The following is a 16,358-nucleotide window of genomic DNA, read 5'->3' on the forward strand; positions in this document are numbered from 1 at the left end:
TCTCGGAATTTGTTAGATGATCGATTTTTAAATAAAGTTGATAGATTTTCGATAATAGTTGATAGATTCTAAGAAGAAGTTGATAGATTTTTAATGAAAGTTAATAGATTTACCTCAAGCTGCGGCTAAATAAAGTTTAAAGCCCTGAAACAAATTAGTTTCAGGGCTTTAAATATCAAACTACATAACATTAAAATATTTCGCTTCCGGATGAGACACGACTATTGCGGTAACAGAAGCCTCTGGTTCCATCATGAAGCCGTCTGTTAATTGAATTCCGATATCTTCTGGTCGGAGCGCTTTGAATAGCTTTTCTTGGTCTTCAAGGTCTGGGCAAGCTGGATATCCAAATGAAAAGCGTTGACCTTGATATTTAGCTGAAAAACGTTGATCCATTGTAAAGTCAGGTGCATCAGGGAAGCCCCAACGGTCACGAATTAATTGGTGAGTTCGTTCAGCTAATCCTTCTGCAAGCTCAAGAGCAAGGGCTTGAACAGCATGGCTCTTTAAATAGTCGCCTTGTTCTTTAAAGCCTTGTGCTAGTTCACGAATTTGACTGCCTGCTGTTACAGCAAACATGGCTACATAATCAAACCCATTATCCTGCTTAGGACGCACATAGTCAGAAATACAACGATGTGGCACCTTTTCCTGTCTTGGAAAATCATACGTTTGTAAAATAGAATCGGTATTGTCCGGATTCAAAATGTGTAGCTTGTTTCCTTCACTATAGGAAGGGAAGAACTGATACACAGCAGCTGGCTTAAACCATTTTTGCTTTGCACCATCCTTAAGGAGCTCCTGGATGAGCTCAACAAGCTCAAGTGCTTTTGGATCTTTTTTCTTCACTAATTCTTTAATTTTTCCTTTTAAGCCAAGGTGATGACCAATGAGCATTTGCATATTCACATAAGGGATGATTTGCGATAAGTCAATGTCTCTAATAATATGTCGTTTCGTATCATTAGGAGTGAAAATTGGTGCTTCACTTAGATTTCCGCGTTTGATTAATAAATCAGTCACAGCCTGAGACGGAGCAGCTTTCGTTTTTGTTTCTTCTGCAACTGCTGCTTCTTTTTGAGCAAATAATTCAGGTGAAGTTCGTAATTGATTAGCAAGCGATAAACCATCCATTGCGTCTTTTGCATAAACAACAGGACCGTTGTATTCAGGAGCTATCTTCATTCTTGTAAACTTTCTAGAAAGAGCTGCTCCACCAACTAAAATCGGAAGGTCACAGTTTGCTTTATGCAGATCTTGTGCTGTAATCACCATTTGCTGAGCTGATTTAACAAGTAAACCAGATAAACCAATTAGATCCGGCTTTTCATCTTTCACAGCTTGAATAAGTGTTTGAGGTGTTACTTTAATTCCAAGATCAACTACTCTATAACCGTTATTACTTAAAATAATATCAACAAGGTTTTTTCCGATATCATGAACATCACCCTTAACAGTGGCAAGAAGGATTTTTCCTTTTCCGCTGTCATCACGTTTTTCCATGAACTGCTCTAGGTAAGAAACAGAGGCCTTCATCACTTCGGCGCTTTGTAATACCTCGGCAACGATAAGCTGATTATCGTTAAAAAGTACACCAACCTCGGCCATACCCGTCATTAAAGGTCCATTAATAATATCAAGAGGTTCTGGATATTTCTTAAGAGCCAACTCTAAGTCAGGAATAAGGCCTTCTTTTGTTCCTTCTACTATATAGTTTGCTAATCTTTCTTCTAATGAAAGATTTTGGACAGGTTTTTTGTCTTCTTTTTTCTTTCCACGATAAAAGGCAGTGAATTTCGCAAGCGACTCATCTGTTGTTTTAAATAAAAGATTTTCTGCCATTTCGATTTCTTCTTTAGGAATAGAGGCGAAACGCTCTAGTTTTTCTGTATTAACGATCGCGTAATCTAGGCCTGCTTGTGTACAGTGATAGAGATAAACAGCATTTAATACTTCACGACCGACAGGAGGAAGACCAAAGGAAACGTTACTTACTCCAAGGATTGTTAAGCATTCAGGTAATTTTTCTTTAATGAGCTGAATACCGCGAACTGTTTCATTAGCAGAACCAATGTACTGCTCATCACCAGTTCCAACTGGGAAGACGAGCGGATCAAAAATTAAGTCACTGGCTTTTAGTCCATGCTTTTTCACTAAAAGATCATGAGAGCGGATAGCTACTTCGAGTTTCTTTTCAGCTGTTAATGCCATTCCAACTTCATCAATTGTTCCAACAACTAATGAACCACCGTACTTTTTGACAAGAGGGACGATTGCATCAAATCGTTCTTCACCATCTTCAAGGTTAATTGAGTTAATGATGGCTTTTCCTTGCGAATATTTTAATGCTATTTCAATAACTTTTTCATCTGTTGAGTCAATAACAAGAGGAGCTTTAACCTTCTTCACAACCTCTGGGATGAATACTTCCATATCTTCTAGCTCGTCTCTGTCAGGGTCAGCTAAACAGATATCAATTACATGTGCACCATTTTTCACTTGTGCTCTAGCAATTTCAGATGCTTCTTCAATCTTACCTTCAGCAATAAGGCGTTTGAATTTTCTTGAACCAATAACGTTTGTCCGTTCACCAACAAATAGGGGACGCATTCCTTCTTCATAAATAAGGGCGTCAATACCAGAAACGGTGTGACCGTTTGTAATCTCTTCCATTTTACGAGGAGAGACTGTTGAAACAGCTTCAGTAATAGCACGAATATGATCAGGAGTAGTTCCACAGCAACCACCAACAAGGTTAAGCCAGCCTTGCTCTGCAAAAGCAACTAATTTCTTTGCTAATGATTCTGGTGATTCATGATAGTTTCCTTCTTCATCAGGTAATCCTGCATTTGGATAACAGCTAACTGCAGTGTTTGCTAAGCCTGATAATGTACGGATATGGTCTGTCATAAATTCTGGACCTGTCGCACAGTTTAATCCAACTGAAATTGGTTTCATATGCTCAAGAGAAACATAAAAGGCCTCGATATCCTGTCCTGCTAGGGTAGTACCCATAGGTTCAATTGTTCCCGAGACCATAAGAGGTATTTCTTTACCAGTGTTTTCAAACGCTTGTTGAATGCCAAGGAAACCTGCTTTTACGTTTAGCATATCCTGACTTGTTTCTAGAAGAAGCAAATCAGCTCCTCCTAGAATTAACCCTCTTGCTTGTTCTTCATAATTTTCTACTAATGTATCAAACGTTGTTCCACCGGTAACAGATAGAGTTTTTGTTGTAGGTCCCATTGCTCCTGCAACATATCGTGGTTTTTCAGCTGTTGAAAATTTCTCAGCAGCACGTTTTGCGATTTTTGCAGATTCAATGTTAACTTCTAATGCTAGATGACCAAGGTCATATTCGTCTAGAACAAGGCTTGTAGCACCGAACGTATTTGTTGAGATAATGTCTGAGCCTGCTTCTAAATAGGCTTCATGAATGTCTTGAATTGTTTTAGGCGAAGTGAGTGTTAAGTATTCATTACATCCATCATATTCTTCGCCACCAAAGTCTTCAGCTGTTAGGTTTGCAGCTTGAATCATTGTACCCATAGCGCCATCGAGTACAAGTATTCGTTTTTCCAGTTCTTTTTTTATGCTAGACATGGGTAATCTTCCTTTCAGCTCGCTGTTTTTCCTTTTCATGGATGTAATTTGTTAACTCCACTGTCAGGTCATATTGTAAAAATGGGGTAATTAAATAAATTCCATTAAATAAGTCAAATGCTGTATCAATTAAATCCTTCGCAATGGCCAGGCCTTCTTGACGAGCCTTTTCTTTGTCATTTCCAGCAGTTGCCATTTTTTCACGAATAGAATCAGAAAGCTTAATGCCTGGAATTTCATTGTGAATGAATTCTGCATTACGGCTAGATGTTAATGGCATAATGCCGATATAAATTGGAGCTTGTAAATTTCTGGTTTCATTATAAACATCGATAATTTGTTGACTTGAGTATAAAGGCTGTGAAATAAAGTAATCCGCACCATGAGCAATCTTCTTTTCAAGTCTTAAAACAGCCTTATCAAGATGACGTACGTTAGGGTTAAAAGCAGCTGCTACAGAGAAATTTGTTTTCTGACCAAGTGGCTTCCCTGAATAAGATACACCTTCGTTAAATTGTTTAATTAAGCTGATTAAATCAAATGATGAAACATCATAAACAGATGTAGCTCCCGGGAAATCGCCAATTTTAGATGGATCTCCAGTGATAGCTAATACATCACTCATACCAAGTGAATGTAACCCCATTAAATGAGATTGTAAGCCAATTAAATTGCGGTCACGACAAGTAATATGAATTAGTGTTCTTGCACCTGTTTTTTCTTTTGCTAGAATCCCTGCTGCTAGATTACTAATACGAGGGGATGCTAATGAATTATCGGCTAGTGTTAATGCATCAATTCCTGCATCATGCAGTGCTTGTGCTCCTTCTAAAAATTTATCCATTCCAAGCTTTTTAGGAGGATCAAGCTCAACAATAACCGAGCGCTTTTCTCTCACAATCTCCTCAAGTGGTGGGAGGGAGTTTACCTTTTGATCTTGAACTTCAATTGCCGATTTTTTCGCGACTTTTACTTGCTTTGTTTGTACAGGGGCTAAATTAGCTATTGCCTCAGCCATCGCTTTAATATGGTTTGGTGTTGTACCACAGCACCCGCCTATTAATCTAACACCTTGTTCTCTAAATTTTAGGGCGCTTTCCTTAAAGTAAGTTTCATCAGATTCATAGACAAGACGACCCTCATTTAATGCAGGTAAGCTGCTATTAGGAAAAACAGATAGAAAAGCCTTCTCAGGAATAGGTACTTCTTCTAGAGATTGAATCATGTGATGTGGACCTAAACGGCAGTTTAAGCCAATTACGTTTGCTCCGAGTTCTTCTAAGATAGAAAATCCGTCTGTTAATGAAGTACCGTCCTGTAATACACCAGCTTCATGGAGTGATACATTTGCAATGATCGGTTTATTTGTTTCTTTTCGAGCAATTGAAAGAACAGTTTTCATTTCTTCTAAGTCATAGAATGTTTCGAGTAGTAGACCGTCCACATCTTCATTTAGCAAAAGATAGAGTTGCTCTCTAAAATTACGTTTAATTTCTTCAATACTATGAGCACTCTTTTTAAAGGTACGGATTCCTCCGATTGTTCCAAAAACATAGGTTGACTCTTTTGCAGCTTTTTTTGCAATTTCTATCGCTTTTTTATTGATTTGTCTAATGTCGTCCTCTAACCCGTAACGAGACAATTTGATATCGTTTGCCCCATATGTATTCGTTTGGATGAGGTTAGCGCCTGCCTCAATATAGGCTTGGTGTACAGCAAGCACATCTTCAGGCTTAGAAAGGTTTAATTCTTCAAAGCAGCGATCTACTCCGTGAGAGTAAAGCATTGTTCCCATTGCACCGTCAGCAACTAAAATTTTACTTTTTAAATCTTCTAAAAAATTCATAAATAAGAGCCCCCGATCTAGTTGAGTATTGATCATATTTATACTAATAAAAAAAGCCTTCTTGTTGAGAAGGCTGTATAATAATAAGCTTCCCTTATCTTCCAAGCATGTTGAATATGCTTGCTGGAATTAGCACCTTGGCACTCGCAGAAGTCTTGGTGGGTGGTTTTAGAATTTGATTGACGGTTTTTGATAGAGACTATCATAGATTAGAAGCTATAACTTTGTGTTGGATGTTTTCTTTTAGCACGGCAAGCTTTCGCTTGCAGCGGCTTGCTTGGCAAGCCTTGGAAAAATAAATAAAAATGCTTCGAACAAACAAAAGCGCTTTATTCGAGTCATTTTTATTTATTTTTCTGTGCTAAAAGAAAATGACTTAGGGTTATGTTCTAAATTTAGTCAATCAAGTAAACCAGACTTCACTCGTTATGGACCGGTTGCTGAAGCTTCATCGGGCCAGTCCCTCAGCTTCTCTTGATAAGATATGAAATTTTCTTAAGTGTTACGTTTTTCTTAAGAGGTAAGAGTGTATATTAGTGATCTAGCTCCAGCGCCTAGCCCCTCGAGGTCATAAGCCAATTTAGAATATAAGGCAAAGAGCGCCTTCTATTCTAAATCGTCTTATGCTTGTCGGAGCTGAACGAGGCGCTTGCGCTTTTCTTAATAACTTTAACGTATTAAAAGGATTACAACTAATTTATCTAATATTGCGAAAAATATCAATAGTAAAATGATGATTTGTCTAAAATTAATAGTCTGTGATGCTTTTTTTAGATGGAAGTTTTGGTGAGTGTTTCCAGACGATGACAGTTAGAGCATATGATGAGATCGTGGGAATATGCGTATAATAGTAGAAAAGTCAGGCTGTTGTTGGTGGCCTGACTTATAATATGTAACTATGCGGTTAATTAGCGGTAGTTGATGAATTGAACATCAATTGGTAAATCAGCACCTTTGATTGCTGCAATAATTTGCTGAAGCTCATCACGGCTTTTTCCGGTTACACGGATTTGGTCGTCTTGAATTTGAGATTTTACTTTAAGACCAGTGTTTTTAATAATGGTATTAATTTTCTTTGCGTTATCTTTATCAATTCCTGAAACCAATTCAGCTTTTTGACGAACAGTGCCACCAGAAGCATTTTCAACCTTTTTATAAGAAATGTTTTTAATCGGTACGTTTCTCTTAATCAGCTTAGATAGAAGAACATCTTTTAACTGCTCTAGTTTGTATTCATCGTCTGAAACTAAAACAAGCTCTTCTTTTTCTAGACTGATATTGCTTTTGCTACCTTTAAAGTCATATCTTGTTGCAATTTCTTTCATTGCGATATTGATTGCATTTGTAACTTCTGGAAACTCAACTTTTGATACAATATCAAATGAACTATCTTTCGCCATAATTATCCTCCATTGCGTATATAATATAGGTTGATTATAGTAAAATAAAACAATGATCACAACTTTTACCTAAAAAGTGTGAATCAATTGTCGAGGAGACTCTTCGGGGCTACCCGCGGATCTACTTACAATATATACGGAAATGTATAAAACATAAGATGAAAGGCAGGACATATTATTTATGATCCCAGGAACTTTTGCAACACTAACAATAGATGAGCAGGTGGATTACGGATACTTTTTAACAGATGGGAAAGACCGTGTTCTTTTACATAATAATGAAGTGATCGGAGAAGTTGAAGAAGGAGAAAAGGTGGAGGTTTTCTTTGGTGTTGACGCACAAGATCGCCTTTACGCAACAATGAAAAAGCCGTTCATTACCCAAGATACATATGGCTGGGTTGAAGTGGTGGACATCGTTGAGGATATGGGCGCTTTTGTGGATATTGGGCTAAGCAAGGATGCATTAGTAGCTAAAGATCATCTTCCATATTTACGTGAAGTGTGGCCAAATGTAGGGGACAAGCTTTATTGTACGTTAAAGGTTTCGAAAAACGGCCGATTTTTTGTACGACTAGCAACAGAAGAAATTGTTGAGCCATTCTTTAAGAATGCAGATCGAGCTTTATTCAACAAGGAAGTAACAGGAACAGTTTACCGAATGATCGTTGCCGGATCGTTCATTCTTACAGAAGAAGGATACAAAGGGTTTATTCATTCCTCCCAACGTGAAGTTGAGCCAAGATTAGGCGAGACAGTCACCGGCAGGGTCATTGATGTAAAAGAAGATGGAACAATCAATGTTTCTTTATTACCACGAAAACATGAAGCACAAGGCAGTGATGCGGAAAGAATCTATGCATATATGCAGGATAGAAACGGTGCTATGCCTTTTACAGATAAAAGTGATCCTGATGATATAAAAGAACGTTTTAATCTTAGTAAGGGAGCATTTAAACGAGCTTTAGGATTATTAATGAAAAATAATCGAGTTTATCAAAAGGATGGCTGGACTTACTTTAAAGAAGAAGAAAATAATTAATAATCGAGCTAAAAAAGCTTTCACTCTTAAATGAAAAAGAGTGAAAGCTTTTTTTATAGAAAAATACCTAAATAGGGTGGAAAAATGACGGGATTTGTCGATATAAGTAATGGATATAAAATTGATAAAGTGAGGTTTTAACATGTTCATCAAGAATGTAACAGCCTTGTTTGCTTTAGTTTTTGTGATCATCACCGCTGGTTGTTCGCAGCAAGAGACCGCGAGCTCAGTTGATGACAAGGTGAAAATTGGTATTATGTTGTCTGACGTCGGACTAGGAGATCAATCTTTTAGTGACTCGGCATTTAATGGATTAACAAAAGCAAGAGACGAGCTTGGAATTTTATTTGATTATAGAGAACTTAAAGAATCAGAAACGTATGAAAAAGGTTTAACAGAATTAGTTGAAGAAGATCACGATATTATTGTTGGTTTAGGTTTTATGGTGCAAACCGACCTAGAGAAGGTGGCTAAAAAATATCCTGATCAACACTTTATTTTAATTGATGCAGTTTCTGAACTTGAAAATGTAACATCTATTACATTTAAAGAAGATGAAGGAAGCTTTCTAACAGGTGTAGTTGCAGCTTTAGCTACAAAATCAAATAAATTAGGTTTTATTGGTGGAGATGATGTCCCACTAATTAATAAGTTTGAAGATGGCTTTATTGAGGGAGCAAAATCTGTAAATCCTTCAATTACTGTGGAAGTTAAATATGCAGGAGACTTCGGTAACGACCAGCTTGGAGCGCAGATTGCACGTGATATGATTCAAAAAGATGTGGATGTTTTATATGCGGCAGCTGGTTTTACTGGTGTTGGTATGTTAAAGGAGGCCCAGGCAAATAAAGTATTGGCCATCGGTGTAGACACGGATCAATATTTTTATGCTGAGAAAGCTGTTGTCACATCGATGCTGAAAAAGGTTGATACAGCTATGTATCAATTAGCAGAGCAGTTAATAAAAGACGGGAAAATTTCTGAAGGCCATATTGAGTTAGGAATTAAAGATAATGGAATCGATTTGGCTCCACTTAGAGTCGTACCATTCAGTGAAGAACAACAACAAACGATTGATGAGTGGAAAGAAAAGCTCACAAGTGGCAGTTAGGAGGATAACATGACAATAAAGAAAAAGCTATTAATTAATTCAATCAGTGTACTACTATTAGCGTTGTTTATGATTGCTTTTATCATTTATAATATGCTGTCTATTCAATCATCTACTCAAGATGAAGTACCCAATTTATTAAACATAGAAGAATTACAAGGTAAGTTGAACACATCAAAGCAAGGGTTAAATAATTTTTCGGTTACAGCAACAGACGCTCAAAAAGAAGAAGTGTTGCTTAGTATAGCAGAAAGTGACAAATTACTAGCTGAATTAAAAAAGGGGATCACTCACAGTAATAGTGTAGAAACATTGGAAAAGGCGATAACTAAGTATGAGCAGTGGAAAGTAGAAGCAAATACGGCACTTGAGGATAAGATTGGTCCTGAAGCAAAACGTCAATCAGTTCGTTTAGATGGAATCTTAAATGACATACATCTACTAAATGAATATGCAAATGAGCAATATGCTATTTTACAACAAAATCTACAAAAACAAATTTCCTTTGTAATTGTTTCAGCAGTAATCGGAAGTATCATTCTAGTGGTACTCAGCTTGTTCATTGCGCTTAGAATGACAAATTCAATTACCCGTCCGTTAAGGGCATTATCAAAGAATGCGGAGGAAATTGCAGCTGGAAACCTTGTTATAGAGTCGATTACGTACAAAGGCAAAGATGAGCTTGGTGCTTTAAATACATCTTTTGAGCAAATGGTTGATCAGTTAAGAAGCTTACTAGTTTCTGTTGAAACAGTGAGTAAGGATGTTGAAGGCTTTGCTAAAGATTTAGAAACAGAAAATAAGGGATTAGCTGCTATTACAAATCAAGTGGCAGTTTCCACAAATGAGATGTCAATTGGTACTCAGTCTATTTCAAATGATTTGCAAGATGCTGTTTCTTTAATTGAACAGATGGATAATGGGTTTAAGGGTAACGTGACTAAATCTGAAGAATCTGTTACCTTTGGGAGCGAGGCTGTTTCAGCAATTACGTCTGGTCAAGAAGCCATTGAAACTCAGCGTTCATTAATGATTAAAAATCAAAATACAACTCAAAAAATTGATGAAGCCACAAAAACGTTTACGATTTATGCAGCTCAAATTGAAGATATGGCGAAAACAGTTTCAGGTATCGCAGATCAAACTAATTTACTAGCTTTAAATGCTGCCATAGAGGCAGCACGAGCAGGTGAGGCTGGAAAAGGATTTGCTGTTGTGGCGGATGAGGTGAGAAAGCTTGCAGAGGAATCTACAAACTCTACAAAGCATATTTTTGAGATGGTTACAAAAATAAAAGAAGGCATTTCTGAAATTACTCAATTTGTTCAAGCGGGTGTGACCATTGCTGAAGAACAAAAGAGCTCAATGGATACGACAACAGAGGCTTTTGATAACATCGGTGTTCGAGTGGATGAAATGATGATACGTTTGACGTCATTAGTTGAGGGAATGAATTCTTCGAAACAATTTGGGGAAAAAGTTCTTAATAGTGTAGAGAGCATTAGTGCAGTTGTTGAGGAAACGGCAGCAGGTAATGAGGAAATTTCCGCGTCAACAACTGAACAATTGTCAGCGTTTGAGAAAATTGTAAGTAAAGTTGTTACAATGAGAGAATTAACGGATGATTTAAATGAAACGATTGGTAAATTTAAGTTGAAATAAGGAAGAGCCCCTCACATATTGTGAGGGGCATTTTGCTTTGGTATAGTATATTTTTATATAGGAAAGGTAAGAACAGGTTCGTTCCATTGCGCTCCAGACACAAGATTCCCCGGGGAGGAAGCTGAGCCTCCTCGGCTTTGCCTGCGGGGTCTCAGCCTTTCCTCACTTCCCGCAGGAGTCAAGTGTCTTCCGCTCCATTTCACTATTTTTTTTAAAAAGAATTCACAAGTTGTAATTTAGCAAATATTTCACAGCGAAACACCTTTTACAAATCATTTATTACTTACAAATGATCTGTTTTTTTAGAGTATTGGCGTTCGCCTTTTTGACGGTTTTTTTCACGCATCATATTTTTTTCATGACGTTTTGCGTTATTGTCTTTTGCTTTTTTATCATTATCACTAGTGTGTGGCATGATGATGCTCCTTTCAAACGAGTGTAAGCTTATCATTCCCACATGCTATTGCGAGTATGTGTTAAAGCTCATCATTTAAAAAGAAAATCGCTAGTGTCCCTGGTCCTGAATGGGCACCAATAACAGCACCTACATAGTTTATATAAATATCCTTAGGTTGAAATTCTTCTTGAATCAGTGCTTTCATTTCATTTGCGGACTCCTCATCATCACCGTGACTTATCGCGATTGTTTGATTTTGGAGATTTACTCCACGTTCTTTCATGATTTCAATTATTCGTTTAAATACTTTTTTACGTCCACGTATTTTCTCAAGAGGGATAAGCTTCCCATCTTCAACATGAAGTAATGGCTTAATATTTAATAAACCGCCAACAAATGCTGAAGCTTTGCTAATTCGTCCGCCGCGGGCTAAGTATTCTAGATTGTCAACGGTGAAGATATGCTCAACCTTTTGACAATAGGTTTTTACAGCGTTTTCAATTTCTTCCAACGTTTTTCCATTCTTTGCAAGCTCAACAGCAAACTTAACGGCAAGACCACAGCCGAGAGATGCGCATTTTGAATCAATAATTGTCAATTTAAAATCGGGGTACTCTTCTAACACTTCATTTCGCATCATCATGGCTGTTTGGTATGTACCTGAGAGTTCGGATGAAAACGCAACATATAAACTAGGTGTCCCCTTTTTAGCAAGCTCAGTAAAAACATCCTTAAATAAAGATGGAGTAATTTGAGATGTTTTAACTACGGTACCTTGCCGCATTTCTTCATAAATTTGTTTAGGTTTTATTTCTCTTTGATCCTCCAGTTGCTTCCCATTTAGTTCAACACTTAAAGGAAGAAAAGTAATTGAATTTTCCTGAAAATATTCAATTGGCAAATCAGATGCACTGTCAGCTAAAATGTGAACATTCATTTTAACACCTCATTTAACTTATAATAAGTTCTTTACGTTAATTTTAGTTTATCACTCCGGAGTTAAAATACAATCTTTGTGTTCAATTCTTATGAAGATGGGAAAAACTAGACTAAAGAGCTTGAACGACAGGAGGAAAAAATTGAATGTTGAAAACAGAAACCATGAAAATCATAGTGGTCATTCTCGGTGCATTATTAAATGCAATCGGTTTAAATTTTTTTTTAATACCTGCAAATGTTTATTCAAGTGGTTTTACAGGTATTGCTATGCTGATATCGAGGGTATTGGAAGATTACACTCCATTTTTTATCTCAACAGGAATACTGCTTTTACTTTTAAACATACCTGTAGCCATTCTAGGGTGGTTAAAAGTAGGGAAATCCTTTACGCTATATAGTTTTTTTAGTGTAGCTGCAACAACATTTTTTTTAGAGCTTGTGCCCTTATATTCTTTTTCAGAGGATATATTATTAAATGCTGTTTTTGGTGGTGTTATTATGGCCATTGGAGTTGGGATTACGTTGAAATACGGTGCCTCAACAGGTGGATTAGATATTATTGCGATGGTACTATCCCGAATGAAGGACAAGCCTGTTGGAACCTATTTTTTTCTGTTTAATAGCATCATCATCCTTGCGGCTGGATTACTTTTTGGTTGGGAAAAAGCATTATACACATTAGTTTCACTCTATGTTTCCACGCGCGTTATTGATGCTATTCATACAAGACATGAGAAATTAACAGCTATGGTCATTACGAAAAAAGCGGATGTATTAAAAAAAGCGATACATTCAAAGCTAGTTCGGGGAATAACAATGATTCCTGCTAAAGGTGCGTTTACGAATGAAACGAAGGATATGTTACTTATTGTTATCACAAGATATGAGTTATATGACCTCGAAAAAATTATTAAAGAAGAAGATCCACAAGCATTTACAAACATTGTTCAAACGGCAGGTATCTTTGGCTTTTTTAGAAAGGAGTAATGAAATGAGGATAGGATTTTTCCTTTTGGTGATCTTCTTCTTAACGGGTTGTTCTTTAGAAGATAGAAGTGAAGCAGAAAGCATTGTGCCTGAAACAGAGGTAAAAGAAGTGAAGAATGGAGAACTGGATTTGAATGTCTCCATATATCAAGAGAAACAAGCAATAAAACTTATTATTACGCTAGTAAACAATACCAATGAAATGAAGAAAATTGAATTTCCTACAAGTCAAAAATATGAAATCGTTTTGACAAATAAAAAGGGGGAAGAAGTATATCGTTATTCAAAAGGTAAAATGTTTACACAAGCAATTGAAACGGCCTTAATTAAATCAGGTGAAAGGATGGAGTGGGAAGAAATATGGGAATACTCGTCACTCTCACCAGGAGAATATAAGGCAGAAATCACCATTTTAGCTCCGCATACAGTAGAGTTAAAAAAAGAAGTGAGTTTTCAAATTAGTAAAGAAGAAAGCGAACCAAAATAGGTTCGCTTTGCTTTGTTACATGCTAGTAAGTGTTTGTTGTAACTCTCGAAGTTGAGCTCGTTCAGCATCTGTACAGTTTGCAAAGGCAGAAGATAAGGCATTTTTTGCCTTCATAACTGCTTCCTGTTGATCTCCCTGCTCAGAACCCGAGGATATAGAGTTTGCATAGGCAACTGCTTCACGAGCTTGCTGAAATAATGGATTTGTCACTTATATCCCTCCAAGTGGAGTATCATCTGATTTACTTTTATATGCTTCTGATTCAGATAGTGTTGAGTGGTAAGGGAACCTCTCATCGTGCTTAGTAACGATATCTTTGCCTTGTTGAACAAAACGTTTTGATTTGTTACGTTTACCCATTGAAAAAGCCCCCCTTTATAATGATGACGCTCTCGTTCGGTGCGTCATCATTATTGTGTGCGAAAAAGTTGATTATATTAATGGCAATTACTATCTAGATTACATAAGACTGTTGTTACAAAATGCATAAAAAATACCTGTTTAAAGGATTATAAGCCAAGTGTGTTCTTTAAATAATGGGCAACTCCGTCTTCTTCATTCGTTTTGGTTTCCTTGTTGGCAACATCTTTAAGCCTTGTGATGGCATTTCCCATAGCTACACCTTGTCCTGCGTATGTAAGCATTTCTAAATCATTATCTTCATCTCCGAAAGCAATAATGCGTTCAGAGGGGATATTATAATAAGAAGAAATTCTTTCCAAACCAATTGCCTTATTCATTCCTGCTCGAATAATTTCAATAACATGCCACGGTGCTGCCCATCGGCGATGATCAACAACCTCAGCATGAACATCTGATAAGTAATTTCTAATTTTTTCAACATCTTCTTCAGCTGCATGAATAAGAATACTCGTGACATCATTCCCTAAATTTTGACGTAAATCACCGATTTTAATATCTGGATTTCCCATGCTAAAAACATCGATCATTTTTTCATCATGATAATGAAAATACACATCATCTATAATTTCAGCTAAAACATTATGTAAGTGATGCTCTTCAGCAACATCAATGATTTCCTTTACAACTTTGAGATCTAAAGTTGTATGATAGGTTCCCCAGCTATCGTCCTTTGGATGATGAACATATGCACCGTTAAAATTGACTATTGGTGTATCGAGATCTAATTCTTCGTAATATATGGAGCTTGATCGAAATGGTCTACCTGTTGCGATGCAGACAATATGGCCTGCTGCTTTTGCTTTGTTTATTATTTCCTTAGAGTAAGGTGATATTGTTTTATCGTCTTTTAAAAGAGTCCCATCTAAGTCTAAAGCAATTAAAAAAGGTTTCGTTTCCATACAGTCTCCTTTATCATATATGTTTTTTAGGTGATCACCGGTTTATGTAGGCACAATTGCTACTTTATAGGGTACACCTATTTAATAACAGTGTATCTTTTTTCCAACTTTAATGTCTACATGTTACACTAACAAAGTGGGAAAATTACTCAGGAGGCGCATAATCATTGATTATTGTTGAAAAATTACATATAGAAAACATTCCAGCACTTCACATCGTAAAGCAATCCTTACAGGGCACAAAAACACCTTTCGTAATTTTTGTGCATGGTTTTACAAGTGCCAAAGAAAACAACCTCCACTATGCTTACTATTTAGCTGAAAAAGGCATGAGAGTTATCTTACCTGAGGCTTTATACCATGGAGAGAGAAGCGAGAATTATGACACAAAAGAATTAAGCTTGAATTTTTGGAAGATTGTATTGAATGAAATAAAAGAAGTGAACATGATAAAAGAATACTTTGAACAAAAGCAGCTAATTGATTCAGAGCGTATTGGACTTGCAGGTACCTCTATGGGGGGAATTACAACCTTAGGGGCTCTCACTCAATATGAATGGATAAAAGCAGCGGTTAGTCTAATGGGAAGCCCATGTTATACAGCCCTTCTAAAAGGGCAGCTGTATTCTTTACAACAAAGCGGAGTAGAGGTTCCACTGTCAAATGAGGAAATAGAGGAACAACTAACACACTTACAGCCATTTGACTTGAGCCTACAAAAAGAAAAGCTTCAAAATCGACCACTGCTCTTTTGGCATGGTGAACGAGATAATGTTGTTCCATTTGCACCAACCTATCAATTTTACAAAGAAATCATACCAATGTATGAAAAAGAACCAGAAAAGCTAAGGTTTATTGCTGACCCATTAGCTGACCACAAAGTATCCCGAGAAGGTACATTAGCATTAGTTGAATGGTTTGAGAGGTATTTATAGGTGAATATGAAAAGGTAGTTGCTTTTTAAAAGTAGGTTTATCTTTATAGTGGAGCGAAATGGAACGAACAAATTTGAAAGTGCCAATATTCGATTACTTCCTACAATATAAATTTTACTTACACAGAAAGAAAGCAGAATCCTTTCTTTCTACTTTAGCTTTTACTATACTCTAAGTACCACGATCTTAAAAGGAGTGCTAACCGAGATGGATGAATCACTAAAAGAAAATATTTATGGCGCGTTAGAAACAGTTGTCGATCCAGAGCTAGGTGTTGATATTGTCAACCTTGGACTTGTTTATGACATTGAAATGGATGAAGAGGGGAAAACAATCGTAACAATGACACTTACCTCAATGGGCTGCCCATTAGCAGGAACGATTGTTGAACAAATCAAAATTGCACTTGATGATATCCCAGAAGTTAAGAGCACAGAAGTAAATATTGTTTGGAATCCACCATGGACAAAAGATAAAATGTCCAGAATTGCTAAAATTGCTCTAGGAATTCAATAAACATAAGAAAACATCAATTTACTCATATGAGTTAGATTGATGTTTTTTTATACACTTTTTTCGTTTCGTTTATGCATATTGATGTATATATATAAATGATGTCATTTCCAA

15 protein-coding genes are annotated in these 16,358 nt (G+C 36.7%); 7 read left to right on the forward strand and 8 right to left on the reverse strand.

Features of this window, described 5'->3' with window-relative positions:
• Positions 1-180: 180 nt before the first annotated feature.
• The 3 genes from metH to D9842_RS24405 form a co-directional block, all read right to left on the reverse strand.
• Positions 181-3,603: a methionine synthase gene (metH, locus tag D9842_RS24395; RefSeq protein ID WP_121664697.1), complete on the reverse strand. Its 3,423-nt coding sequence runs from the start codon at positions 3,601-3,603 to the stop codon at positions 181-183.
• A complete protein-coding gene (locus D9842_RS24400; RefSeq protein WP_121664698.1) occupies positions 3,596-5,449 on the reverse strand; it encodes a bifunctional homocysteine S-methyltransferase/methylenetetrahydrofolate reductase in 1,854 nt (617 codons plus the stop codon). The genes metH and D9842_RS24400 overlap by 8 nt, the downstream gene beginning before the upstream one ends.
• Positions 5,450-6,357: 908 nt before the next feature.
• Positions 6,358-6,849 (reverse strand): YajQ family cyclic di-GMP-binding protein, encoded by a 492-nt coding sequence (locus D9842_RS24405; protein ID WP_121664699.1) that lies wholly within the window; start codon positions 6,847-6,849, stop codon positions 6,358-6,360.
• A gap of 181 nt (positions 6,850-7,030) precedes the next feature.
• Here D9842_RS24405 and D9842_RS24410 point away from each other — a divergent pair, with 181 nt between their 5' ends.
• The 3 genes from D9842_RS24410 (at position 7,031) to D9842_RS24420 (ending at position 10,664) form a co-directional block, all read left to right on the forward strand.
• The gene (locus tag D9842_RS24410) at positions 7,031-7,891 is read left to right on the forward strand and encodes a CvfB family protein (protein WP_121664700.1); all 861 of its coding nucleotides are present in this window, start codon (positions 7,031-7,033) and stop codon (positions 7,889-7,891) included.
• Positions 7,892-8,033: 142 nt separating this feature from the next.
• Complete coding sequence (locus D9842_RS24415; RefSeq protein ID WP_162987554.1) at positions 8,034-9,002, forward strand: BMP family lipoprotein; 969 nt, start codon at positions 8,034-8,036, stop codon at positions 9,000-9,002.
• Positions 9,003-9,011: 9 nt separating this feature from the next.
• Positions 9,012-10,664, forward strand: a complete 1,653-nt coding sequence (locus tag D9842_RS24420) for a methyl-accepting chemotaxis protein (protein ID WP_121664701.1) — start codon at positions 9,012-9,014, stop codon at positions 10,662-10,664.
• 283 nt (positions 10,665-10,947) lie between these two features.
• Here the strand turns inward: D9842_RS24420 and D9842_RS24425 are convergent, their stop codons facing one another.
• Together D9842_RS24425 and D9842_RS24430 are read right to left on the reverse strand one after the other, a co-directional pair.
• Positions 10,948-11,079 (reverse strand): DUF3941 domain-containing protein, encoded by a 132-nt coding sequence (locus D9842_RS24425; protein WP_098797889.1) that lies wholly within the window; start codon positions 11,077-11,079, stop codon positions 10,948-10,950.
• A 61-nt stretch (positions 11,080-11,140) separates the two neighbouring features.
• Positions 11,141-11,998: a DegV family protein gene (locus D9842_RS24430; protein WP_121664702.1), complete on the reverse strand. Its 858-nt coding sequence runs from the start codon at positions 11,996-11,998 to the stop codon at positions 11,141-11,143.
• Between the two features lie 146 nt (positions 11,999-12,144).
• On the opposite strand from D9842_RS24430, the gene D9842_RS24435 reads away from it, so the two are divergent.
• Both D9842_RS24435 and D9842_RS24440 read left to right on the forward strand, forming a co-directional pair.
• Positions 12,145-12,987: a YitT family protein gene (locus tag D9842_RS24435; RefSeq protein ID WP_121664703.1), complete on the forward strand. Its 843-nt coding sequence runs from the start codon at positions 12,145-12,147 to the stop codon at positions 12,985-12,987.
• 4 nt (positions 12,988-12,991) lie between these two features.
• On the forward strand, positions 12,992-13,474 hold the full coding sequence (locus tag D9842_RS24440) for a BsuPI-related putative proteinase inhibitor (protein ID WP_162987555.1): 483 nt from the start codon (positions 12,992-12,994) through the stop codon (positions 13,472-13,474).
• 15 nt (positions 13,475-13,489) lie between these two features.
• Here the strand turns inward: D9842_RS24440 and D9842_RS24445 are convergent, their stop codons facing one another.
• The 3 genes from D9842_RS24445 to D9842_RS24450 form a co-directional block, all read right to left on the reverse strand.
• The gene (locus D9842_RS24445; RefSeq protein ID WP_121664705.1) at positions 13,490-13,684 is read right to left on the reverse strand and encodes a DUF3813 domain-containing protein; all 195 of its coding nucleotides are present in this window, start codon (positions 13,682-13,684) and stop codon (positions 13,490-13,492) included.
• Entirely contained in the window at positions 13,685-13,834 is a 150-nt protein-coding gene (locus D9842_RS26095) for a hypothetical protein (protein ID WP_162987556.1), read from the reverse strand.
• Between the two features lie 149 nt (positions 13,835-13,983).
• Entirely contained in the window at positions 13,984-14,796 is an 813-nt protein-coding gene (locus D9842_RS24450) for a Cof-type HAD-IIB family hydrolase (RefSeq protein ID WP_121664706.1), read from the reverse strand.
• A 167-nt stretch (positions 14,797-14,963) separates the two neighbouring features.
• On the opposite strand from D9842_RS24450, the gene D9842_RS24455 reads away from it, so the two are divergent.
• Together D9842_RS24455 and D9842_RS24460 are read left to right on the forward strand one after the other, a co-directional pair.
• Positions 14,964-15,731, forward strand: a complete 768-nt coding sequence (locus D9842_RS24455; protein ID WP_121664707.1) for a prolyl oligopeptidase family serine peptidase — start codon at positions 14,964-14,966, stop codon at positions 15,729-15,731.
• Positions 15,732-15,938: 207 nt separating this feature from the next.
• A complete protein-coding gene (locus tag D9842_RS24460) occupies positions 15,939-16,247 on the forward strand; it encodes a metal-sulfur cluster assembly factor (RefSeq protein ID WP_098797882.1) in 309 nt (102 codons plus the stop codon).
• Positions 16,248-16,358 lie beyond the last annotated feature (111 nt).

Source organism: Metabacillus litoralis, from assembly GCF_003667825.1.
Classification (GTDB): Bacteria; Bacillota; Bacilli; order Bacillales; family Bacillaceae; genus Metabacillus; species Metabacillus litoralis_B.